The organism is Streptomyces sp. NPDC107517, assembly GCF_055582645.1.
Genome location: NZ_JBVJPM010000001.1, coordinates 337,375 through 359,151, shown reverse-complemented (window position 1 = coordinate 359,151; position 21,777 = coordinate 337,375). Strand labels below are relative to the sequence as shown.

23 protein-coding genes are annotated in these 21,777 nt (G+C 70.2%); 15 read left to right on the top strand and 8 right to left on the bottom strand.

Annotation, left to right across the window (positions count from 1 at the left end; all coding sequences use genetic code 11):
• Positions 1-26: 26 nt before the first annotated feature.
• The 4 genes from ACZ67T_RS01520 to ACZ67T_RS01505 form a co-directional block, all read right to left on the bottom strand.
• Positions 27-1,214, bottom strand: a complete 1,188-nt coding sequence (locus ACZ67T_RS01520) for a Gfo/Idh/MocA family protein (protein ID WP_469980925.1) — start codon at positions 1,212-1,214, stop codon at positions 27-29.
• A gap of 60 nt (positions 1,215-1,274) precedes the next feature.
• Complete coding sequence (locus ACZ67T_RS01515; protein WP_469980923.1) at positions 1,275-2,924, bottom strand: type 2 periplasmic-binding domain-containing protein; 1,650 nt, start codon at positions 2,922-2,924, stop codon at positions 1,275-1,277.
• 59 nt (positions 2,925-2,983) lie between these two features.
• A complete protein-coding gene (locus ACZ67T_RS01510) occupies positions 2,984-3,847 on the bottom strand; it encodes a carbohydrate ABC transporter permease (RefSeq protein ID WP_469981353.1) in 864 nt (287 codons plus the stop codon).
• A gap of 113 nt (positions 3,848-3,960) precedes the next feature.
• A complete protein-coding gene (locus ACZ67T_RS01505; RefSeq protein WP_469980921.1) occupies positions 3,961-5,010 on the bottom strand; it encodes an ABC transporter permease in 1,050 nt (349 codons plus the stop codon).
• A 531-nt stretch (positions 5,011-5,541) separates the two neighbouring features.
• Between ACZ67T_RS01505 and ACZ67T_RS01500 the strand changes: the two genes are divergently transcribed.
• A complete protein-coding gene (locus ACZ67T_RS01500; RefSeq protein ID WP_469980919.1) occupies positions 5,542-6,738 on the top strand; it encodes a DUF3472 domain-containing protein in 1,197 nt (398 codons plus the stop codon).
• Between the two features lie 36 nt (positions 6,739-6,774).
• Here the strand turns inward: ACZ67T_RS01500 and ACZ67T_RS01495 are convergent, their stop codons facing one another.
• Positions 6,775-8,334, bottom strand: a complete 1,560-nt coding sequence (locus ACZ67T_RS01495) for a right-handed parallel beta-helix repeat-containing protein (protein ID WP_469980918.1) — start codon at positions 8,332-8,334, stop codon at positions 6,775-6,777.
• 228 nt (positions 8,335-8,562) lie between these two features.
• On the opposite strand from ACZ67T_RS01495, the gene ACZ67T_RS01490 reads away from it, so the two are divergent.
• The 13 genes from ACZ67T_RS01490 to ACZ67T_RS01430 all read left to right on the top strand — a co-directional run bounded on the left by ACZ67T_RS01490 (position 8,563) and on the right by ACZ67T_RS01430 (position 18,879).
• On the top strand, positions 8,563-9,129 hold the full coding sequence (locus ACZ67T_RS01490; protein WP_469980916.1) for a GNAT family N-acetyltransferase: 567 nt from the start codon (positions 8,563-8,565) through the stop codon (positions 9,127-9,129).
• 222 nt (positions 9,130-9,351) lie between these two features.
• Complete coding sequence (locus ACZ67T_RS01485; protein ID WP_324902501.1) at positions 9,352-9,435, top strand: putative leader peptide; 84 nt, start codon at positions 9,352-9,354, stop codon at positions 9,433-9,435.
• A gap of 118 nt (positions 9,436-9,553) precedes the next feature.
• Positions 9,554-11,251: a nitrite/sulfite reductase gene (locus ACZ67T_RS01480; RefSeq protein ID WP_469980915.1), complete on the top strand. Its 1,698-nt coding sequence runs from the start codon at positions 9,554-9,556 to the stop codon at positions 11,249-11,251.
• Positions 11,248-11,427 carry a hypothetical protein gene (locus ACZ67T_RS01475; protein ID WP_100591340.1) on the top strand — a complete coding sequence of 60 codons (180 nt, stop codon included), beginning with the start codon at positions 11,248-11,250 and terminating at the stop codon, positions 11,425-11,427. Before ACZ67T_RS01480 ends, ACZ67T_RS01475 begins: the two co-directional genes overlap by 4 nt.
• Positions 11,424-12,146, top strand: coding sequence for a phosphoadenylyl-sulfate reductase (locus tag ACZ67T_RS01470; RefSeq protein ID WP_469980913.1), 723 nt, complete (start codon positions 11,424-11,426; stop codon positions 12,144-12,146). Before ACZ67T_RS01475 ends, ACZ67T_RS01470 begins: the two co-directional genes overlap by 4 nt.
• Positions 12,146-12,712 carry an adenylyl-sulfate kinase gene (gene cysC / locus ACZ67T_RS01465; protein WP_469980911.1) on the top strand — a complete coding sequence of 189 codons (567 nt, stop codon included), beginning with the start codon at positions 12,146-12,148 and terminating at the stop codon, positions 12,710-12,712. Before ACZ67T_RS01470 ends, cysC begins: the two co-directional genes overlap by 1 nt.
• Positions 12,709-13,647: a sulfate adenylyltransferase subunit CysD gene (gene cysD, locus ACZ67T_RS01460; RefSeq protein ID WP_469980909.1), complete on the top strand. Its 939-nt coding sequence runs from the start codon at positions 12,709-12,711 to the stop codon at positions 13,645-13,647. Before cysC ends, cysD begins: the two co-directional genes overlap by 4 nt.
• On the top strand, positions 13,648-15,006 hold the full coding sequence (locus tag ACZ67T_RS01455; RefSeq protein ID WP_469980907.1) for a sulfate adenylyltransferase subunit 1: 1,359 nt from the start codon (positions 13,648-13,650) through the stop codon (positions 15,004-15,006).
• Positions 15,007-15,008: 2 nt separating this feature from the next.
• Positions 15,009-15,218, top strand: a complete 210-nt coding sequence (locus tag ACZ67T_RS01450) for a hypothetical protein (protein ID WP_469980905.1) — start codon at positions 15,009-15,011, stop codon at positions 15,216-15,218.
• A gap of 37 nt (positions 15,219-15,255) precedes the next feature.
• Positions 15,256-16,371 (top strand): aliphatic sulfonate ABC transporter substrate-binding protein, encoded by a 1,116-nt coding sequence (locus ACZ67T_RS01445; RefSeq protein ID WP_469980903.1) that lies wholly within the window; start codon positions 15,256-15,258, stop codon positions 16,369-16,371.
• Positions 16,372-16,420: 49 nt separating this feature from the next.
• Positions 16,421-17,212, top strand: coding sequence for an ABC transporter ATP-binding protein (locus ACZ67T_RS01440; protein ID WP_469980902.1), 792 nt, complete (start codon positions 16,421-16,423; stop codon positions 17,210-17,212).
• Positions 17,199-18,122, top strand: coding sequence for an ABC transporter permease (locus ACZ67T_RS01435; protein WP_469980900.1), 924 nt, complete (start codon positions 17,199-17,201; stop codon positions 18,120-18,122). Before ACZ67T_RS01440 ends, ACZ67T_RS01435 begins: the two co-directional genes overlap by 14 nt.
• A 7-nt stretch (positions 18,123-18,129) precedes the next feature.
• Positions 18,130-18,879, top strand: coding sequence for a sirohydrochlorin chelatase (locus ACZ67T_RS01430; protein WP_469980899.1), 750 nt, complete (start codon positions 18,130-18,132; stop codon positions 18,877-18,879).
• A 382-nt stretch (positions 18,880-19,261) separates the two neighbouring features.
• Here the strand turns inward: ACZ67T_RS01430 and ACZ67T_RS01425 are convergent, their stop codons facing one another.
• A complete protein-coding gene (locus ACZ67T_RS01425; protein ID WP_469980897.1) occupies positions 19,262-20,269 on the bottom strand; it encodes a ketopantoate reductase family protein in 1,008 nt (335 codons plus the stop codon).
• A gap of 92 nt (positions 20,270-20,361) precedes the next feature.
• On the opposite strand from ACZ67T_RS01425, the gene ACZ67T_RS01420 reads away from it, so the two are divergent.
• On the top strand, positions 20,362-20,811 hold the full coding sequence (locus ACZ67T_RS01420) for a hypothetical protein (RefSeq protein WP_469980896.1): 450 nt from the start codon (positions 20,362-20,364) through the stop codon (positions 20,809-20,811).
• A 16-nt stretch (positions 20,812-20,827) separates the two neighbouring features.
• Here the strand turns inward: ACZ67T_RS01420 and ACZ67T_RS01415 are convergent, their stop codons facing one another.
• Both ACZ67T_RS01415 and ACZ67T_RS01410 read right to left on the bottom strand, forming a co-directional pair.
• The gene (locus ACZ67T_RS01415) at positions 20,828-21,196 is read right to left on the bottom strand and encodes a nuclear transport factor 2 family protein (RefSeq protein WP_469980895.1); all 369 of its coding nucleotides are present in this window, start codon (positions 21,194-21,196) and stop codon (positions 20,828-20,830) included.
• On the bottom strand, positions 21,189-21,740 hold the full coding sequence (locus ACZ67T_RS01410; RefSeq protein WP_469980894.1) for a DUF1697 domain-containing protein: 552 nt from the start codon (positions 21,738-21,740) through the stop codon (positions 21,189-21,191). The genes ACZ67T_RS01415 and ACZ67T_RS01410 overlap by 8 nt, the downstream gene beginning before the upstream one ends.
• Between the last annotated feature and the right edge of the window lie 37 nt (positions 21,741-21,777).

Here is a 21,777-nt window from a genome sequence, read left to right as displayed (position 1 = left end):
GCCCGCCCACGCCTGCGCCGTGGCTGCTACTCCCCTGCTTCGCGCGTCAGTTGCCCGCCGTCGAAGTACGCGAGAAGCTCCGGCTCGAGCTCCGGGACGTCGTACGGCACGCCTCCCTCGCGCAGCGAGCGGGTGGCCAGCGCGCCCGCGGCGACGCTCATCCGGGCCGCGACGGGCGAGGTGTCGGTGAGGCCGCCCTCGCGCGCGAAGCGGCAGAACTCGTCGATGATGCGCTCGTCGGCGCCGCCGTGCGAGCCCGTCGCCTCGGGCACGCGGTACACGATGTCGGCGTCCTTGCGGTAGCCGGTCGGCCCCGTGTTCCAGACCCTGACCTCGTCGCCGGGGCTGTCCCCGAAGTTCTCGAGGCGGCCCTCGGTACCGATGACCGTGTAGTTGCGGAAGTAGTCGGGGCTGAAGTGGCACTGCTGGTAGGCGGCGATGACGCCGTTGTCCAGCTGCATGTTCATCACCGACACGTCCTCGACGTCCACGACGTGGTGCAGGTCGTGGCGCGCGGTCGGCGGCCAGTCGAACTCCTTCAGCCAGCCGTCGGGACGCGGGGTGTCCGGCTCACGGCGCGGCAGGTCCCCGTAGACCATGAGATCGCCGAGGGCGTTGACGCGCTTGGTGTAGCCGCCGGCCAGCCAGTGCACCACGTCGAGGTCGTGCGCGGCCTTCTGGAGGAGGAGACCCGTGGTGCGGGTGCGGTCGGCGTGCCAGTCCTTGAAGTAGTAGTCGCCGCCGTACGAGACGAAGTGCCGTACCCACACGGTCTTCGGCTCGCCGATCTCGCCGCGCGCGATGATGTCGCGCATGAGGCGCACGACGCCCATGTGGCGCATGTTGTGGCCGACATAGAGGCGGGTGCCGGTCTTGTACGCGGTGCGCAGGATGGTGTCGCACTGCTCGACCGAGATGCCGAGCGGCTTCTCGACGTAGACCGGCTTGCCCGCTTCGAGCGCCTCGCAGGCGATGGCTTCATGGGTGTCGTCGGGGGTGGCGACGATGACGGCGTCGATCGAGGGGTCTTCGAGGAGCCTTCGGTGGTCGTCGACGGCGACCGCGCCCTCGTACAACTCCGGTACCTTCGCCCGGATCTGCGGGTCGAGGTCGGCCACCGCCGCCACGACCGACCCCTTGCCGGGGCGGTGCGCGGCGGTCGCCAGGTTCCGTCGCAGTCCGAGCCCGATGACTCCGATGCGCAGGTCTTCCACGTGCGGGTGTCCTGTTCTGTGTGCGAAACGCCTAATGGTGCGGGGTCCTGCCGGGCGGTGCTACTTGCTGTCGGCGATGGCCTTCTCGAACTCGTCGCGCATCGCGTTGCCCGCCTCGCGCTGCCAGGTCGGCAGGATGTCCTTCTTGAAGGAGGAGAGCGGGGTGCGGCCGGCGACGATGTCCTTGACGGCCTGGTACACGGTGTCCGTGGAGGACGCGCCCTTGTTGGCGTAGGTGTCCGAGAAGAAGCCCGTGGTCGGGTTGATCTTGGCGAGCTTCATCAGCTCGACCTGGGCCCCATGGATGCCGCGGGTGATGTCGGGCTTGCCCGGCAGGTACAGCGTCTCGGGGGCGTTGCCGAAGAAGTTGATGGCCTGGCGGGTGGTGATGACCTCGGCGTTGCCCTTCTTGTTGAGGAGCACGTCGCCGTCCTTGGACCGGGTGTGGTGCGTGCCCTCGATGCCGTTGTCCAGGAAGAGCCGCTCCTCGCTGCCGAAGGGCGCGCTGAGGTAGTTCATGACCTGGAGCAGCGTCTCGATGCGGTCCTTGCTCACGGCCTTGTTGATGGCCGTGAAGCCGACCGATCCGTAGCCGTAGCCCCAGGTGGGGGTCATCCCCTTCTCCGCGGCGAACGGGACGACGACCTTCTCCGGCCAGTCGTACTGGTTGCTGTCACTGAGGAAGCCGGGGAAGGACTGGACGTGCAGTCCGAGGAACCCGCCCTCCATCTTCTCCAGGGTCGTCGGCAGGTTCGGGTCCGGCCAGAACAGCTGCGCCTTCTGGCACTTGAGGGCGAACTCGAGGCCGGCGTGGAACTCGTCGGTCTCGAAGTAGTGGGTGAGCTTCCCGCCCTCCGTGCGCCAGCCGTTGGGCGCGCCGTGCCAGTACGCGAACTGCAGGATGTGGTTCACGTACGCCGGCTCGAGGACGTACTTCTTGCGCTTGACGTCGAGGAGTTCCTTCGCCTTGTCGAAGAAGTCCTGGGCGCTGTCGAACTGCACGCCGCCGACCGGCTTCCAGAAGTCCTCGTTCGCGACGTAGACCTGGCCCATGCGGCCGTACGGGACCGCCATGCCCCAGATCTTGCCGTTGAAGACGGCCGTCTTCCATGCGAACCCGGGGATGTTGGCGAGGTTCGGGTACTTCTTGACCGCGTCGCCCGACAGGTACTCGGTGAGGTCGTGGAACTTCGCCTCGAGCAGCGCGGGGACGTTCTTGAGGCCCTGGTTCGGCGGGAACCACATGAGGTCGGGCATGTCGCCGCCGGCGATGATGGCGTTGAACTTCGCGCGGTAGACGTCGTCGGCGCCGAGGCCGTTGACGATCGTCATCTTCAGCTCGGAACCCAGGCGCTTGTTCAGCTCCTGCCAGTACTGGTTGCGGTTCATCGCGGGGGCCGCGGTCGTGAAGGTCTCGGTCAGGGCCGTGACCGGCTTGCCGTCGCCCGGCTTCTTGGTGACGCTGCGGGTCAGGTTCTTGGGGTAGCGCAGGTACGCCGGGTCGAGACCCGCCGCGTTGCCCGGCAGGTCGGGCGCCGGGACGTTCGCGGGGACGTACGTCGGCAGCTTCAGCTTGGCCGACGCCTTGGCGCCGCCACCACCCGAGGCCGCGCCGGAACCACAGGCCGTGAGGGAACCGGCACCGGCGACGGTGAGGCCGGCGACGGTCGCGGCACCGAGGAACCCGCGGCGGTTGAAGTCTCTGGACATGACTCTCCTAAGGGGCGAGGAGCGGTTGAGGGTGGTGGCTCAGGGGGTGAGGGGGTGACTCAGGCCTTGATGGCGCCGGTGAGAACGCCCTTGACGAAGTACTTCTGGAGGAACGGGTAGACCGCGATGATCGGCAGGACCGCGAGGATGAGCACGGCCATCGACAGGGCGGTGCTGGCGGGCAGCACGCTCACGCCGAGCGCCTTCGCGTTGAAGGTGTCGCCCTGGAGGACGTAGCTGCGCAGCACCACCTGGAGCGGCAGCTTGTCCGGGTCGTTGATGTAGAGCATCGCGTTGAAGAAGCTGTTCCAGTACGTCACCGCGTAGAACATGCCGACCACGGCGATGACGGCCTTCGACAGGGGGAGCACGATCCGGCACAGGATGGTGAGTTCACCGGCGCCGTCGAGACGGGCCGCCTCGTGCAGCTCGTCGGGAATGCCCTGGAAGAACGCCCGGACCACGATGATGTTGAACGCGTTGAGCAGGATCGGCGCGATCATCGCCCCGTAGGTGTCGAGGAGTCCCAGTTCCTGGACCACCAGGTAGTTGGGGATGATGCCCGGCGTGAACAGGAACGTGCCCACGACGATCAGGAGCAGCGGCTTGCCCGCGAAGGTCCGCGGCCGGGAGAGGCCGTAGGCGAGCGCGATCGTGCAGAGCAGGCTGAGCGCCGTGCCGACGACCGTGACACCGATGCTGACGACGGCGGCGCGGGTGATGACACCGCCGGACAGGACCACCCGGTACGCCTCGAGCGTGGGGTGCGACGGGAACAGCACGTAGCCGCCGTTCGCGGCGAGTTCGGCCTTGGAGGAGAGGCTGGTGCCGATGGCGAGCAGGAACGGGTAGCCGACCGCCACGATCATCGCGACGATCACGATGAACTTCAGCGTCTGGGCCGCCGGGTTGGGCTGTTCCATCCAGGCGGGACGCTCGGCGGAGCCGCGGCGCTTCCTGCTGCCGGTGCGGCCTTTTCGGCTCTCCCGGCTCTCCTGGCTCTCGGGCCGCAGGGTGGTGGAGATGGGCGCGGTGCTCACTGGTAGACCCCCTGCTCGCCGAGGCGGTGCGCGAACTTGTTGGCGAGGACGATCATGACGAAGCCGATGACGCCCTTCATCAGGCCGGCGGCGGTGGACATGCCCCAGTCGCCGTCGACGACGCCGTGGAAGTAGACGTAGGTGTCGAGGACTTCGGAGGCGTCCCGGCCGACGTTGTCGCGCTGGAGCAGGATCTGCTCGAAGCCGACCGACAGGATGTCGCCGAGGCGCAGGATCAAGAGCATGATCATCACGGGCCTGATGCCGGGCAGCGTGATGTGCCACATGCGGCGCAGCCAGCCCGCTCCGTCCATCGCCGCCGACTCGTAGAGCGAGGTGTCGATGGAGGCCATCGCGGCGAGGAAGATGATCGCTCCCCAGCCGGCGTCCTTCCAGACGCTCTGGGAGGTGATCAGGTAGATGAACGTGTCGGGGTTGTTCATGATGTTCCCGACATGCACGCCGTGCTCGTTCAGGTAACTCGTGACCGTGCCGGCGCCGCCGAAGACCTGCTGGAACATGCCGACGACGACGACCCACGACAGGAAGTGCGGCAGGTAGACGACCGTCTGCATGAGGCGGCGGGTCTTGTTGCTGATCAGCGAGTTGAGGAAGAGCGCGAGGGCGATCGGCGCGGGGAAGTAGAGGATCAGCTGGACGGCGCTGATCTTCAGCGTGTTCCAGACGGCCGTCCAGAACTCCGGCTGTTCGAGCAGGGCCTTGAAGTTGTCCCAGCCGACCAGCGGGCTGCCCTTGAAGCCGAGGTAGGGCTGGTAGTCCTGGAACGCGATGCTGTTGCCCGCGAGCGGGAGGTAGAAGAACACCGCGAAATAGAGGATGCCCGGCACGCACAGCAGGAGCAGGGTGCGGTCCTGCCTCAGCCGCTCCCGCAGGCTCCGCCGGCCGGCGGGCCTGCGCCCCTTCCCGCCCGGAGTCCCCTTCGTGCCGGACGCCTTCTTCCTGCCCGACGTTCCGGGTGCCTCGTGCGGTAGGTCGGGCGGGTTTTGCGATGTGGGCGTGGGCGATGCGGACGCAGCGGCCGACACATTCACCTCCTGCGTCGAGTGGCGAGCGAGGGTTGGTTTCACAGGGCCCTCGCGGGGGCTGCGGCCCGGCGCGCGAGGTACCGGAATCTTGCGTCAGCCCGCCAACAGATGACAAGACTTGATTGGTAACTATTTAGATCTTGCAGCTTCACGCATGAAACGCGCAGACAACGAACACAGCCACCGCAGGTTCACTCACCGTCCCCGACCTGGGCGAAGTCGCCCTTCTGCGTTCGGCCCAACGCCCGCCGGTGTTTGGACTCTGGTGGAAATTGCTTCCCGGGGTCCGACTGCTCGGCAGTACGAGGCGGACGGCAAGAAGCACCGGGACCCCGAAGCCGAAGGCGTCGGAGAGCAGGTACCGGCCGGACGCCGATGCCCTTGCCCCGCGCCGCCCGATGGCGCAAGATGTGGCCGCCGCGCGCGATCATGCTCTAAGTGAGAGATCTTCAATCACCTTCGCGCACACAGCGCGGCGCAGCCCGACACACTCCCTCCACGCATCCACCTCCATCACAGGCAGGGTTTTCGATGACTGGACGCTTCACCCGTTCCCTCAGGCGGCGGTCCGTGCCGCTCCTCGCGGCGCTCGGCCTCGCCGCCGGGGCCGGCCTGGCCTCGGCCCCCGCGGCGAACGCGGACGACACGATCGGCACGACCCCGGGGACGTACACGTACTACTCGTTCCCGTCGGCGGCCGACGGGCTCAGCGAGGTCACCTGGTCCACGACGGTCGAGAAGGACCCCGGTTACAACGCGAACACCTTCTGGAGCCATCAGTTCGGCTTCAACGTCGGCAACGGCGCGTACATCGGGATGCAGCGCAACGGCGGCGACAAGCCGACGTTCCTGTTCTCGGTGTGGGACAGCTTCGAGCGCAAGCCCGGCTCCGAGGGCAGCTACTGCCTCCAGTTCGGCGGCGAGGGCGAAGGCTCCAGCTGCCGCATGAACCACGACTGGGAGGAGGGGCACACCTACACCTCCACGGTCGCCTACGAGGGCGACGGCTGGTTCGGCGCCACCATCCACGACACGACCACGGGCGAGTCGTTCAAGCTCGGCAGCGTGCAGACGCCGGCCACCGCCATCAAGTCCACGGGCCTGATCGACTGGGTCGAGTACTTCGAGTGGAACAACCCGCGGGCCACCTGTTACGACCAGCCGTACTCGGACGCCCACTTCGGCCTGCCCACCGGCACCGCCGTCGGCGCCGGTGCGACCGTCAGCTCGGTGACCAGGACGAAGAGCAACCCGCCGTGCGCCGCCGCCGTGGACGCGCGTCCCGACGGAAGCACCAATCAGCGTCTGGCGCTGGGCAATTCGAAGCGCGCCGAGATCTCCGCGCCCGGCGACAAGTGCCTCGCCCCGAGCGGCGCCGCCGAGGACGGCGCGGAGCTCACGCTCGCCGCGTGCAAGGACAACGGTCCCGGCGCCTTCGAGCAGTCATGGGTCCTCGCGGCCGACGGCACGGTGCGGCTGCCGTCGGACTACTGCCTGACCGCGAGCGACAAGAAGAGCGTGCGCATCGCCGACTGCGCGGGCGACATCGCCACCGGCGGCAAGGTCACCGATCCGGCCAAGCTGTGGACGTACAACCCGGTCAGGAAGACCCTGGTGAACCAGGCGACCGGGCGCTCTCTCGCCCACGCCGGCTCCGGCGTGAAGCTCGCGCCGGCCGGACCGGACACGCAGGGCTGGCACGCGCCGGTGCCGGTCGGCGCCCCGTAGGGCGCCCCGACCAGGATCAGGGCGCCCCGCCGATCGTCACCGGTCGGATGAACTCCCGTTCCACGCACCGATGTTGGGCGCCGCTCCCGGCACCACCGGGTTGCCCGCGAAGTCGCGGGTGCCCGCGTCGGCGAGCGGCGCCCCCGTTCCGAGGGCGGGTGATCCGGCGCGCAGGGCGTAGGCGGCCGCGGCGTCCCTGTGACCCGTGGCCGTCCCCGGACGGGCGAGCAGCGGGTCGGCGGTGGTGCCGCCGGGGTTCGCGGGCGCCGCCCCGATCCCGTACAGCGCGTTGTGGGACGCGGTGACGCCGCCGGAGCGCAGGGTGAAGGCCGCCGCGCCGGCGCCTTCCTTCACGACGAGGTTGTTGTCGAAGGCGATCTCGTGCCGACTGCTGGTGTTCTCGTTGACGACCGTCTGGCCGACGCCGTCACCCACGTAGATCGTGTTGTGCAGGAAGCGGACCCCGGAGAACGAGCCGCGGCAGGTCTCGATGCCCCTGAAGTGGTCGTTCTGGCTGATGTTGAAGCGGATCACGGCGTCGCCGAGGGTGCCGTCGGCGCTGCAGACGAGGAAGAACCCGCCCGCGTTGTCGTGGCTGTAGTTGTACTGGAAGACGGTGCCGAAGGAGCCCTCGTCGACGTCGTACGCCATGCCGTCGCGGGTCGTCTCGCCGCCGGACGTCTCGTTGTACTGGAAGACGGTGCCGTCCGCGTTCCACGGCCACATGCCCGCGTTGTATCCGGCCGAGCGCCGCTGGAAGCCGTGCAGGGTGTTGTGCTCGACCAGGGCGTTCTTGGTGGCGGTCATGACGATGCCGTCGCCGCCGAGGTCGTCGAGGGTGTTGCCGCGCACGACGACGCCGGTGGACGGGACCCAGTGCGGGCCGTTCGGGTCGTAGCCGCTGATGGCGGGCCGCTGGTTCCAGCTGGACGCGAAGAAGATGCCCTCGCGGTCGACCGTCCTGAGGGTGTTGTGCTCGACGCGTACGTCGTCGTAGCGCGTCTCCTTCGCGGACCCGGTGACGGAGAAGAGGATGCCCGCGGAGCCGTCGTTGTCCTTGGTGTCGTCCCCGCGGATGTCGTGGATGTCGAGGCCCGTGAGGCGGTAGTGCCTGCCGGTGCCGTAGTCGCTAAGGACGACGCGCACGCCGCGCCGCTTCGTGCCCGGGTTCGCCGCGTTGGTGATCTCCAGGTCGGAGACCTCGATCCACTGCGTGTTCCGCAGGAGGACGGTGTCGGGCGCGCCCGCGCCGTCGATCACCGGCTTCGCGCCGGTGCCGTAGGCCGCGATGCGGACGGGGCTGCCGGGAGCGCCCGCGCCGTTCGGGGTGAGCGTGCCCGTGCAGCGGGTGCCGCGCTCGAGGAGTACCTGGTCGCCGGGGCCGAGGCGCTGGGCGTTGACGGCGGCGAGGGTGCGCCAGGGCGCTGCCCGCGTGCCCTTCTGGGGGCCGGCACCGCTGCGGCAGTCGACGTAGTGGGTGCGGGACTTGAGCGGGGAGGCGGCCGTGGCGGCGGGGGCGGCCGCGAGGGCCGTGACGCCGGCGGTCGCGGCGGCGCAGAAGGCGACGAGCGAGGTGCTGACGCGGCTGCGTCTCATGACGTACCTCCGTGAGTGGTTGCGGATGCCGGAGGGGATGGGGTCTCCCGGCGGGACGGCTCAGAGCGTGCCGCCCGTCCGGGCCCGACTCCATGGACTTACGGAGGGGGTTCGTGGACATCCGCCCGGCCGGGACCGGCCGCGGCCGGTCTGCTCGTATCGCGGCCGGTCGGCTCGTATCGCGGACCGCCTTGGACGGCGCGCGGGCCCCGTGATTGCCTGACGTGCATGAGCAACATCGCTGTGACCACCTGGTCCCTGGAGCAGACCGCTCCGTCCGACCTCCGGCCGGCCCCCGCACCCGAGGGCGACGACCTCCGTGTCGTCCGCGCCGAGGTGCCCTCGCCGGAGTTCAGCCGCTTCCTGTACGCGTCCGTCGGGGGCGACATCCTCTGGACCGACCGGCTGGGCTGGACGTACGCGCGGTGGCAGGAATTCCTGGCGCGCCCGGGCACCGAGACGTGGGTGGCGTACGAGAAGGGGACCCCGGCCGGTTACGTCGAACTGGAGGCACAGGACGACGGCGTCGTCGAGATCGTGTACTTCGGCCTGATCCCCGCCTTCCGGGGCCGCCGCATCGGCGGTCACCTCCTCTCCTACGGCGTCGCGCGTGCCTGGGACCTGGCCGAGCGGTGGCCGGACCGGGCGCCGACGAAGCGGGTCTGGCTGCACACCTGCAGCAAGGACGGCGAGCACGCGATGGCCAACTACGAGCGGCGCGGGTTCCGCCTCTTCGACACGAAGGTCGAGGAGGAGCCCGAGGTGGCGACGCCGGGGCCGTGGCCCGGGGCGTAGCCGGGGCGACAGGAGCGAGAGAGAGACAAGGGGTCAAGGGGCGCCGTGGGACACCGCGGCGCCCCTTCCCGTACCCTCCAGTCACACTCCAGCGGCCACACCCGGGTTCCATTCCCGCAGCGTCCAGTGACGCGCGACACATCTGCCCACGATGCGAGACAGTCATGTCCACCTTCTGGACAGTGGTGGACTGGGCCGAAAGTCCCATGACACGCTTCCGTCATGGATCGAGCTGGAATTGCCTTGGTGAGTCGGCGGCACGTCGACCTCGGCCGCATGTCCAGCGCCATGTGTCCGGTGAGCTGACTCCACCAGCACCGCCGCACTTTCTCCCGTTACAGCACTCTGCGCACCGCCGCGCCCTCGCGCGAAGTGTGCTGGTCAAAGCTGTCAGAGCCTCCGCCCGCCCGAAGGACGTACACCCATGGCTGCCACCCCTGAAAAGCCCACGACCGCCGCGCCGCGCCGCAAGGTGAGCCGTCACCGCGGCGAGGGCCAGTGGGCCGTGGGCCACTTCACGCCGCTCAACGGCAACGAGCAGTTCAAGAAGGACGACGACGGTCTCAACGTGCGGACACGCATTGAGACGATCTACTCGAAGCGCGGCTTCGACTCCATCGACCCCAACGACCTCCGGGGCCGCATGCGCTGGTGGGGGCTCTACACCCAGCGCAAGCCCGGGATCGACGGCGGCAAGACCGCGATCCTGGAGCCGGAGGAGCTGGACGACGAGTACTTCATGCTCCGCGTCCGCATCGACGGCGGCCGGCTGACCACCGAGCAGCTGCGCGTCATCGGCGAGATCTCGCAGGAGTTCGCGCGCGGCACCGCCGACATCACCGACCGTCAGAACATCCAGTACCACTGGATCCGCATCGAGGACGTGCCGGAGATCTGGCGACGCCTCGAAGCGGTCGGGCTCTCCACCACCGAAGCCTGCGGTGACACGCCCCGCGTCATCCTCGGCTCGCCCGTCGCCGGGGTCGCCGCCGACGAGATCATCGACGGCACGCCCGCCATCGACGAGATCCAGCGGCGCTTCATCGGCAACCCGGAGTTCTCGAACCTGCCGCGCAAGTTCAAGACCGCGATCTCCGGCTCCCCGCAGCTCGACGTGGCGCACGAGATCAACGACATCGCGTTCGTCGGCGTGAACCACCCCGAGCACGGCCCCGGCTTCGACCTCTGGGTCGGCGGCGGCCTGTCCACCAACCCCAAGCTGGGCCAGCGCCTCAGCGCGTGGGTGCCGCTCGACGAGGTGCCGGACGTCTACGGCGGCGTCATCGGCATCTTCCGTGACTACGGTTACCGCCGCCTGCGCACCCGCGCCCGCCTCAAGTTCCTGCTCGCCGACTGGGGCACCGAGAAGTTCCGGCAGGTCCTGGAGGACGAGTACCTCCAGAGGAAGCTGGTCGACGGCCCCGCGCCCGAGCAGCCCGCCGGCACCTGGCGCGACCACCTCGGCGTGCACCGCCAGAAGGACGGCCTCTTCTACGTCGGCTTCGCGCCCCGTGTCGGCCGCGTGGACGGCACGACCCTCACCAAGATCGCCGAGGTCGCGGGCGCCCACGGCTCCGGCCGGCTGCGCACCACCGCCGAGCAGAAGATGATCGTGCTCGACGTGGCCGAGGACCAGGTCGAGTCGCTGGTGGCCGAGCTGGAGGCGCTGGACCTGAAGGTCAACGCGTCCCCCTTCCGGCGCGGCACCATGGCCTGCACCGGCATCGAGTTCTGCAAGCTCGCCATCGTCGAGACGAAGGCGCGCGGCGCCTCGCTGATCGACGAACTGGAGCGCCGCGTGCCGGAGTTCGACGAGCCCCTCACCATCAACATCAACGGCTGCCCGAACGCCTGCGCCCGTATCCAGGTCGCGGACATCGGTCTCAAGGGCCAGCTGATGCTGGACGCGGACGGCAACCAGGTCGAGGGCTACCAGGTGCACCTGGGCGGCGCGCTCGGTCTCGAGGCCGGGTTCGGCCGCAAGGTCCGCGGCCTGAAGGTCACCGCGGCCGAGCTGCCCGACTACGTCGAGCGGGTCCTCAAGCGCTTCCAGGCGGAGCGCGAGGACGGCGAGCGCTTTGCCACGTGGACCGCGCGCGCCTCCGAGGAGGCCCTGTCGTGAGCGAGCGGGCCGCCCCCTTCTACTGCCCCTACTGCGGTGACGAGGACCTGCGTCCGAACGAGACCGGTCACGGCGCGTGGGAATGCGCGGCGTGCAACCGGGCCTTCCAGTTGAAGTTCCTCGGTCTGCTGACCCGGGGAGTTCAGCGCAACGACGGTGGAGGGGAAGACATATGACGACCACTCGGACCACCCAGGTCCCTGACCGGACCGAGCCCGACCTGCGGGAGCTCGCGGAGCGGGCCGGGCGCGACCTGGAGGACGCTTCCGCCCTGGAGATCCTCACCTGGGCGGTCGACACGTTCGGCAAGCGCTTCTGCGTGACCTCCTCCATGGAGGACGCGGTCGTCGCCCACCTCGCCTCGCGCGCCAGGCCCGGCGTGGACGTCGTCTTCCTCGACACCGGCTACCACTTCGAGGAGACCATCGGCACCCGGGACGCCGTCGAGGCCGTGATGGACGTGAACGTCATCACGCTCACGCCCCGCCGGACCGTCGCCGAGCAGGACGCCGAGTTCGGGCCGAAGCTGCACGACCGCGACCCCGACCTGTGCTGCGCCATGCGGAAGGTCAAGCCCCTTGAGGACGGCCTGAGTTCGTACACGGCATGGGCCACGGGACTGCGCCGCGACGAGTCCCCGACGCGGGCGAACACACCGGTCGTCGGCTGGGACGAGAAGCGCCGCAAGGTGAAGGTCTCGCCGATCGCCCGCTGGACGCAGGACGACGTCGAGGCGTATGTCGCCGAGCACGGCGTGCTGACCAACCCCCTCCTCATGGACGGCTACGGCTCCGTGGGCTGCGCCCCCTGCACCCGGCGCCTCCTCGAGGGCGAGGACGCACGGGCCGGCCGCTGGGCCGGAAGCAACAAGACCGAGTGCGGGATCCACGGCTGATGCCCGGGACCACAGAGACTTTGGAGAAGCAAGTGACCGGAGCCACCGTCTGGCTCACGGGTCTGCCGAGCGCGGGCAAGACCACCATCGCCAACGAGCTCGCCGGGCGGCTGCGCGCCGAAGGCCGCCGCGTCGAGGTGCTCGACGGCGACGAGATCCGCGAGTTCCTCTCGGCGGGCCTCGGCTTCAGCCGCGCGGACCGCGACACCAACGTGCAGCGCATCGGCTTCCTCGCCGAACTCCTCGCCCGCAACGGCGTGTTGACGCTCGTCCCGGTGATCGCACCCTTCTCGGACAGCCGGGAGGCGGTACGCAAGCGCCACCAGGCCGGCGGCACCGGTTACCTCGAGGTGCACGTGGCCACGCCCGTCGAGGTGTGCTCCGTGCGCGACGTGAAGGGCCTGTACGCGAAGCAGGCGGCCGGCGAGATCTCCGGGCTCACCGGGGTCGACGACCCGTACGAGGCACCCGAATCGCCCGACCTGCGCATCGAGTCGCACACCCAGACCGTGCAGGAGTCCGCGGCGGCGCTCTACGCGCTGCTCACCGAGAGGGGTCTCTCATGACGACCGTCGCACCCACCACAGGCGAAGAGACCGACAGCCCGTACGCGCTCTCGCACCTGGACGCCCTCGAGTCCGAGGCCGTGCACATCTTCCGTGAGGTCGCGGGCGAGTTCGAGCGGCCGGTGATCCTCTTCTCCGGCGGCAAGGACTCCATCGTGATGCTGCACCTGGCGCTGAAGGCGTTCGCGCCGGCGCCGGTGCCGTTCACGCTGCTGCACGTCGACACCGGGCACAACTTCCCCGAGGTCCTCGAGTACCGCGACCGCGTCGTCGCCGAGCACGGCCTGCGGCTGCACGTCGCGTCCGTGCAGGAGTACATCGACCGCGGCGCCCTCAAGGAGCGCCCGGACGGGACCCGCAACCCGCTGCAGACGGTGCCGCTGACGGAGAAGATCCAGGCGGAGCGCTTCGACGCGGTCTTCGGCGGCGGGCGCCGCGACGAGGAGAAGGCGCGCGCCAAGGAGCGCGTGTTCTCCCTGCGCGACGAGTTCTCCCAGTGGGACCCGCGCCGCCAGCGCCCCGAGCTGTGGCAGCTCTACAACGGACGCCACGCCCCCGGCGAGCACGTGCGCGTCTTCCCGCTGTCCAACTGGACCGAGCTCGACGTGTGGCAGTACATCGCCCGCGAGGGCATCGAACTGCCGGAGATCTACTTCGCCCACGAGCGGGACGTCTTCAAGCGCTCCGGCATGTGGCTGACCGCCGGAGAGTGGGGCGGCCCCAAGGACGGCGAGAACGTCGAGAAGCGCCTCGTCCGCTACCGCACGGTCGGCGACATGTCGTGCACGGGCGCCGTCGACTCCGACGCGACGACGCTGGACGCCGTGATCGCCGAGATCGCCGCCTCCCGGCTCACCGAGCGGGGCGCGACCCGTGCCGACGACAAGATGTCCGAGGCCGCGATGGAAGACCGCAAGCGCGAGGGGTATTTCTAAATGACCACCACCACAGAGCAGTTGGCCGACCTGTCGGCCACCACCCTGCTGCGGTTCGCCACCGCCGGTTCCGTCGACGACGGCAAGTCCACGCTCGTGGGCCGCCTGCTCCACGACTCCAAGTCGGTCCTCACGGACCAGCTGGAGGCCGTCGAGCACGCGTCCCGCAACCGCGGTCAGGAGACGCCCGACCTGGCGCTGCTCACCGACGGCCTGCGCGCCGAGCGCGAGCAGGGCATCACCATCGACGTCGCCTACCGCTACTTCGCCACGGCCCGGCGCCGGTTCATCCTGGCCGACACCCCGGGCCATGTGCAGTACACCCGGAACATGGTGACCGGCGCGTCCACCGCCGACCTCGCCGTCGTCCTCGTCGACGCCCGCAACGGCGTCATCGAGCAGACCCGCCGGCACGCCGCCGTCGCCGCGCTCCTGCGCGTGCCGCACGTCGTGCTCGCGGTGAACAAGATGGACCTCGTCGACTACGCGGAACCCGTCTTCGCGAAGATCGCCGAGGAGTTCACGGCGTACGCGTCCGACCTGGGCGTTCCCGAGATCACCGCGATCCCGATCTCGGCGCTCGCCGGTGACAACGTCGTGGAGCCGTCCGCGAACATGGACTGGTACGGCGGCCCGACCGTGCTCGAGCACCTGGAGACGGTCCCGGTCAGCCACGACCTGACAAGCTGCCACGCGCGGCTGCCCGTCCAGGTCGTCATCCGCCCGCAGACCGCCGAGCACCCCGACTACCGCGGCTACGCGGGCCAGATCGCGGCCGGCACGTTCCGCGTCGGCGAGTCCGTCACCGTACTGCCGTCGGGCCGCACGTCGAAGGTCTCCGGGATCGACCTGCTGGGCAAGGCCGTCGACGTGGCGTGGACGCCGCAGTCGGTGACCCTCCTCCTGGAGGACGACATCGACATCTCGCGCGGCGACCTGATCGTGCCGAGCGGCGACGCGCCCGCGACCTCGCAGGACGTCGAGGCGACCGTCTGCCACGTGGCCGACCAGCCGCTCGCCGTCGGCCAGCGCGTGCTGCTCAAGCACACGACGCGCACGGTCAAGGCGATCGTCAAGGAGATCCCCTCGCGGCTCACCCTGGACGACCTGTCCCAGCACCCCGAGCCGGGGCAGCTGGTCGCCAACGACATCGGCCGCGTCAAGGTCCGTACCGCCGAGCCGATCGCGCTCGACGACTACGCCGACTCGCGCCGTACCGGTTCGTTCCTCCTCATCGACCCGGCGGACGGCACGACGCTCGCCGCGGGCATGGCGGGCGAGGCGTTCGCCGGCACGCAGCAGGCGGCTCACGCGGAAGAGGCCGCGCAGGCCACGGACGACGACGGCTGGGACTTCTAGTCATGACGTCCATCGACGTCTATGCGACGTTCGCGAAGGAGGGCGGCCGTGTCGGCAGCGGCGCCCTCGGCGCGGGCCAGGGCGGGGTCGGGCGATGTCGCGGCGTGACGCTCTCAGCGGGGAAGGGAAGCGCGCACCGCTTGCGCGCCCGCTCGCCCCGCGGCCTGTCCGTACGAAGACGAAGCCCTGCCGACCTCCCGGCCACGCCCTGAGAGCGTGACCGCCGGGCCAACGAGAGGACCACCTCCCGTGCCTGCCAACTCCGCCTCCTGGCGCCGCGGTCTCGCCGCCGTCGCCGCCCTGCCGCTCCTCGCGCTCGCCGCGACGGCCTGCGGCTACGGCTCACAGTCCAAGGACGACACGTCCGACAAGACGAACGTCGCCGCCCAGGGCAAGAAGCTCTCCGCCGACACCGTGAAGATCGGTTACTTCGGCAACCTGACACACGGAACCGCCCTCGTGGGCAACCAGAAGGGCTTCTTCCAGGAGGAGCTCCAGGGCACGCAGGCCAAGTACCAGATCTTCAACGCGGGGCCGTCCGAGATCGAGGCGCTCAACGGCGGCTCCATCGACATCGGCTGGATCGGCCCCTCGCCGTCGATCAACGGCTTCACCAAGTCCCAGGGCAAGAGCCTGCGCATCATCGGCGGTTCGGCGTCCGGCGGGGTGAAGCTCGTGGTGAACCCGAAGAAGATCAAGTCCCTGGACGACGTCAAGGGCAAGAAGATCGCCACCCCGCAGCTCGGCAACACGCAGGACGTCGCGTTCCTCAACTGGATCGCCGCGAAGGGCTGGAAGGTCGACGCCAACAGCGGCAAGGGCGACGTCTCCGTGGTCCGCACGGACAACAAGATCACCCCGGACGCCTACAAGTCCGGCTCCATCGACGGCGCCTGGGTGCCGGAGCCGACGGCGTCCAAGATCGTGGCCGAGGGCGGCAAGGTCCTCCTCGACGAGTCCGACCTGTGGCCCGGCAAGAAGTTCGTGATCACGAACATCATCGTGTCGCAGAAGTTCCTCAAGGAGCACCCGGACGTCGTCGAGGCCGTGCTGCGCGGCTCGGTGAAGACGAACGCCTGGATCAACGCCCACCCGGACGAGGCGAAGGCCGCGGCCAACAAGCAGCTGGCGGCCGACTCCGGCAAGGCGCTGCCGACGGACGTGCTCGACCCGGCGTGGAAGTCGATCCAGTTCACCGACGACCCGCTGGCCTCGACCCTCGACAGCGAGGCGGCGCACGCGGTGAAGGCGGGCCTGCTGGAGAAGCCCGACCTCAAGGGCATCTACGACCTCGCGCCGCTGAACAAGGTCCTCGAGGCCGAGGGCAAGGGCGCGGTCGCCGACGCCGGCCTCGGCGTCAAGTAACCGCTTCGGCAATGCCCGTAATCGCTTGAGTTCCCAGGAGGTGACGACCATGGCAACGACCCTCGTCAAGGCCGCGGACGGCGGCACGCGGACCACCGGCCCCGCCGCGCGGATCGAGCACGTCTCGAAGTCCTTCGCCACGCCCGCCGGGCAGCAGCTCGTCCTGGACGACATCAGCCTCGATGTCGCTCCGGGCGAGTTCGTCACCCTCCTGGGAGCCTCGGGCTGCGGGAAGTCGACGCTGCTCAATCTGGTCGCGGGCCTCGACCGGCCCTCGTCCGGCGAGATCAGCACGCAGGGCCGGCCGGCCCTGATGTTCCAGGAGCACGCCCTCTTCCCGTGGCTGACCGCGGGCAAGAACATCGAACTGGCCCTGAAGCTGCGCGGCGTTCCGAAGGCGGACCGCCGCACGCGGGCGGAGGAGCTCCTGGAGCTCGTCCGTCTGAACGGCGCGTACGGCAAGCGGGTGCACGAGCTGTCGGGCGGTATGCGCCAGCGCGTGGCGATGGCCCGCGCGCTCGCCCAGGACAGCCAACTGCTGCTGATGGACGAGCCGTTCGCCGCGCTCGACGCCATCACCCGCGACGTGCTGCACGACGAGCTGACCCGCATCTGGCGCGAGACGAACGTCTCCGTCCTGTTCGTCACCCACAACGTCCGTGAAGCGGTGCGCCTCGCGGAGCGGGTCGTGCTGCTCTCGTCGCGGCCGGGCCGGGTGGCGCACGAGTGGCGGGTCGGCATTCCGCAGCCCCGCCGCATCGAGGACACCGCCGTGGCGGAACTGTCCGTCGAGATCACCGAACAACTGCGTGGGGAGATCCGCCGCCATGGCCAGCACTGAGACGACGACCGCGGACAAGGACACGGGCGCCGTCAAGGACTCGGTCCCCGGGCAGGACCTGGCCGGTCTCGAAGCGGGGCTCGACGCCCTGGAGACCGTGCAGACCGCCCGTACCCCGCTGCGCCAGACGCTGGTCCAGAAGGTGCTGCCGCCGCTGACGGCGGTGCTCCTGGTCCTGGTGGTGTGGCAGGGACTGGTCTCGTTCAAGATCGTCGACGACCCGAGCAAGCTGCCCTCGCCGTCCGCGGTGTGGGGCGAGGTGTCCGACGCGTGGCTGCAGGGGACGCTCCTCGACTACATCTGGACGAGCGTGTCGCGCGGCCTGCTCGGCTTCCTGCTGGCACTCGTGATCGGCACCCCGCTCGGCCTGGTCGTCGCCCGGGTCCGCTTCATCCGGTCCGCGATCGGACCGATCCTGTCCGGCCTCCAGTCGCTGCCCTCGGTCGCCTGGGTCCCGCCGGCCGTGATCTGGCTGGGCCTCGACAACAAGATGATGTACGCCGTGATCCTGCTCGGCGCGGTCCCCTCGATCGCCAACGGCCTGGTGTCGGGCGTCGACCAGGTGCCGCCGCTGTTCCTGCGGGCCGGCCGCACCCTCGGCGCGACGGGCCTGCGGCACACCTGGCACATCGTGCTGCCGGCCGCGCTGCCCGGCTATCTCGCGGGCCTGAAGCAGGGCTGGGCGTTCTCGTGGCGCTCGCTGATGGCCGCGGAGATCATCGCCTCGTCGCCGGACCTGGGCATCGGACTCGGCCAGCTCCTGGAGAACGGCCGCAACGCCAGCTCCATGTCCATGGTCTTCCTCGCCATCTTCCTGATCCTGATCGTCGGCATCGCCATCGACCTGCTGATCTTCAGTCCCCTGGAGCGGCGCGTCCTGCGCAGCCGCGGCCTCCTGGTGAGGAGCTGACCCCGCCATGCACCAGCGCCCCGCCCGCCCGGTCCTGCTCGTGATCGCTCACGGCAGCCGCGATCCGCGCCATGCCGCGACGGTCCACGCGCTCGTACGCGAAGTACGGGCGCTGCGGCCGGGGCTGCGCGTGGAGACGGGGTTCCTGGACTTCAACGTTCCCTCGGTGAACGGCGTCCTGGAGTCCCTGGCGGCCGAGGGTGTACGTGACGTGGTCGCGCTCCCCCTGCTCCTGACGCGCGCGTTCCACGCGAAGGCGGACATCCCGGCGGTCCTGCGGCAGGCCCCGGCCCGGCTGCGGATCCGCCAGGCGGAGGTGCTCGGCCCCTCGCCGCTCCTGACGGCGGCGCTCGAACGCCGTCTGTACGAGGCCGGGCTCACCCCGGCCGACAAGCCCACGACCGGGGTCGTCCTGGCCTCGGCGGGCTCCACGGACCCGGAGGCCATCGCAGTGATCGCTGAAATCGCGCGGGAGTGGCGGCACACCGGTTGGTGCGCCGTGCGACCTGCGTTCGCCTCCGCATCTCTGCCCCGCACGGAGGACGCCGTGGCGCAACTGCGCGCCGAGGGTGTCCACCGGGTGGCGGTGGCCCCCTATGTCCTGGCCCCCGGCCACCTCCCGGACCGCATCGCCCGCGGCGCCCTCGAAGCGGACGTCCTCGCGGACGTACTGGGCCCGGCACCGGAGGTGGCGCGGCTGCTCGTGCGGCGGTACGAGGCGGCGACGGTACGGGAGTTGGCGGCGATGGGCGCGTGAGGCGCGCCGCGCGGGCCGAGGACTGAGGACCGAGGGCCGAGTACGCGTTCGGCGGCGACCGGCCCCCAGCTCCAGCGGTTCGAGGAGCCGGGCGTCGGCGCGCGCACCCTCAAGACGCCCGTCGTCGGGCGCCGGCGCGCTCTGGGCGGCGCGCAACCGCTCCACGCGCGACGTCCGTTCGTTCATGCTCCCGAAGGCAGTGGCGGGGTCTGACAACCCGGTCCGGACGAACTCGGCTCGGGTCCCGTCGCCCCCACGGTCCCGAGCACAACCCATGTCGCCCGACGGCCCGTTCGAGCTGTACCGCGTCCGCGGTGCAGTCGGTCTCTCTGCCCGAGGCGTTTCGCGCAGGGGCCGGCGGTGGCGCGAAGGGACGCGACGGCTAGCGGGGCGCCGCGGCGGCCTGCGAGACGAGTTCCGTGATCGGCATGGATCCGGCCGGGCGGCGCTCGCGGGCGAAGCGGTCCGCGACCGACTGGAGGGCGTCGTTGACCGGGGTCGGCACGCCGTGCAGCCGTCCGAGCAGGCCCATCTCGCCGTTGAGGTAGTCGGACTCGATGGTGCCCGTGCCGCGGCTGAGGGACTGCCACGACGAGCCGCCGCTGCGCTCCGAGCCGTCGAAGGGCTCGAAGCGGATCTTGTCGCCGCGGGACTGCTTCTCCTCCTCCTTGGAAGCGAAGGCGATGCCCGCCGCGGTGAGCACTGCCTCGCCCTCCGCGCGGGCGCGCCCGTAGAGGGCGAAGCCCTCATCGGTGGTCATCACCCCGGACACGGCCTCGATCGCGTTGGCCAGGTTGCCGAGGAGCTTGGCGTACTTCCAGCGCATCACGTCGGGCACGACGGGCGACTCGAAGGAGGACTTCTCCAGGTCGGCGGAGATGCGGTGAGCCGTCTCGTCGGTGCCTCCGGGGAACCGGCCGATGTGCAGGATGCCGGTGAGCGGGGTGCCCGCGGCGGACACGACGCCGGGCTCCACGAACGTGGCGGGCAGCCAGACGCACATGCCGTACACGCGCCGGAAGAGCCGCAGCGCGAGGCGCTCGCTCTCCACTCCGTTCTGCGCGCAGACCAGCGGCAGCCGCTCGGCCGCGGTGCCGCCTCCGGCGACCGGCCGGCCCGCCCACGCCTCGAGCGCGGCGACGCTGTCCTGGGTCTTCACGGCGAGCACGAGCACGTCGTCCGGGCTCAGTTCGCCCAGCTCCACGGGCCCGGCGACGACCGGGAGACGGTGGACGTGCGGGCCGTCGGCGGTGACGAGCCGCAGCCCGTGGTCCCGCAGTGCCTCGTACTGCTTGCCGCGGGCGACGAGGACGACGTCGTGCCCGGCCTGTGCGAGCCGGCCGCCGATGGCGCCGCCGACCGCTCCTGCTCCGATGATGAGGTAGCGCATGCCAACGAGCCTTTCACAGACGGCTGTAGGGGCCATCCACGATCGGGCAAACTCTCGCGCTCTTCGTACGCCGGCGTGCGAACCTGCTCCCCGTGCGCACCCGCGTGGCCCTCTGGGGGACCGGACTCCTCTGTCTGCTCGTGGCCGTCATGGGCGGCTGCTCCGCCTCCCGTCAGTGGCGGCAGGCGGAGCTGATCGACGCGGCTCCGGTCCGCGTCACCGGCGTCGTCACCGCTGTCGAGCACGTGCCGAAGAGCGGCGACGAGCAGGTGATCGCGTACGAGGTCCAGGGTCACCGGCACACCGTCAGGAGAGCGCTGGGCACGGGCCCCGGCAGTCCCGGGGTCGGTCACCGGGTATGTCTGGAGGCCGACCGGGATCACCCCGGCGTGGTGCGGCTCTGCGGTGAGCGGTACCCGTCGGGCGACGACATGTATCCCACGTACGTCCTGGTCACGGTCGCCGGAGCCATCGGAGCCTGTGTCGTCGCGGGTCTCGCGGTCGGGGTCCGCCGCCGCTCCCGCTCGGAGCCGGCGCGCTGACGTCTGCGCGCCGAGCTCAGTCCCGGCCGAACGGCGTCCCCTGGTGGAAGTAGAGGAGCCAGCCCTCGTCGCCCTGCCGCCACAGTGAACTGCGGTGTGCGCAGGCGCCGTTGCGGTCGGTGTCGAAGGTCAGATGGACGAGCCCGGGGCCGAGCCGCACGCCCTTCATCCGCGAGACGGTGAGGGGCCGCACGCTCGGTTCGGGCGTGGCGGAGAGCTCGGCGATGATCGCGGCGCGGTCCCTGCGGCGGCCCGACTCGCCGAACTCGACGTAGTCGGGGTGCAGCAGCGCGCCGAGCAGTTCCGGGGAGCGGCGCACGGCCGGGTCGAGCAGCCGCAGCTCACCCTCGATGGCGGCGTCGACGGCGTCGTCGAGCTCAGACACCGGTCATCTCCACGAGCTTGACGACGGTGTTCCAGTTGCGGGAGGTGGCGATGAGGCCCTTGTTCAGGGCCGGCCGGGAGAGCACGGCGCCGAGCTTCGAGCGGCCGAGGCCCTCGGGGGCGTAGAGGTACAGCTCGCGCGGGCCGAGCCGGAAGTCCTCGGGGGCGAACTCGGCCGGGTCGACGGAGGCGAACCGCTCGGGGTCGACGGGCCCGGAGAAGTAGGTGACGTGCAGCTGCTTGCCTTCGAGCGAGGCGGCGGGGAAGGGGCACGCGTCCACGACCGACGCGAGGTAGGCGTGCTCGCGCACGATCACGTCCACGCCGAAGCCGAACTCCTTCTCGATGGCCGCGCTCAGCTCGGCCGCCAGGGCCTCCTCGTCGCCGTGGTCGCTGGTGAACGTCGCGTTGCCGCTCTGCAGATACGTCCGTACGTCGCCGTGCCCGAGCCCTTCGACCAGGGGGCGAAGCCGCGCCATCGGGACCTTTCTGCTGCCGCCCACATTGATCCCGCGGAGCAGTGCCGCGTACGCCTTTGTCGCCATGGGGACACGATAGGCGGCCGCCGCGCCCCGTGGGGGA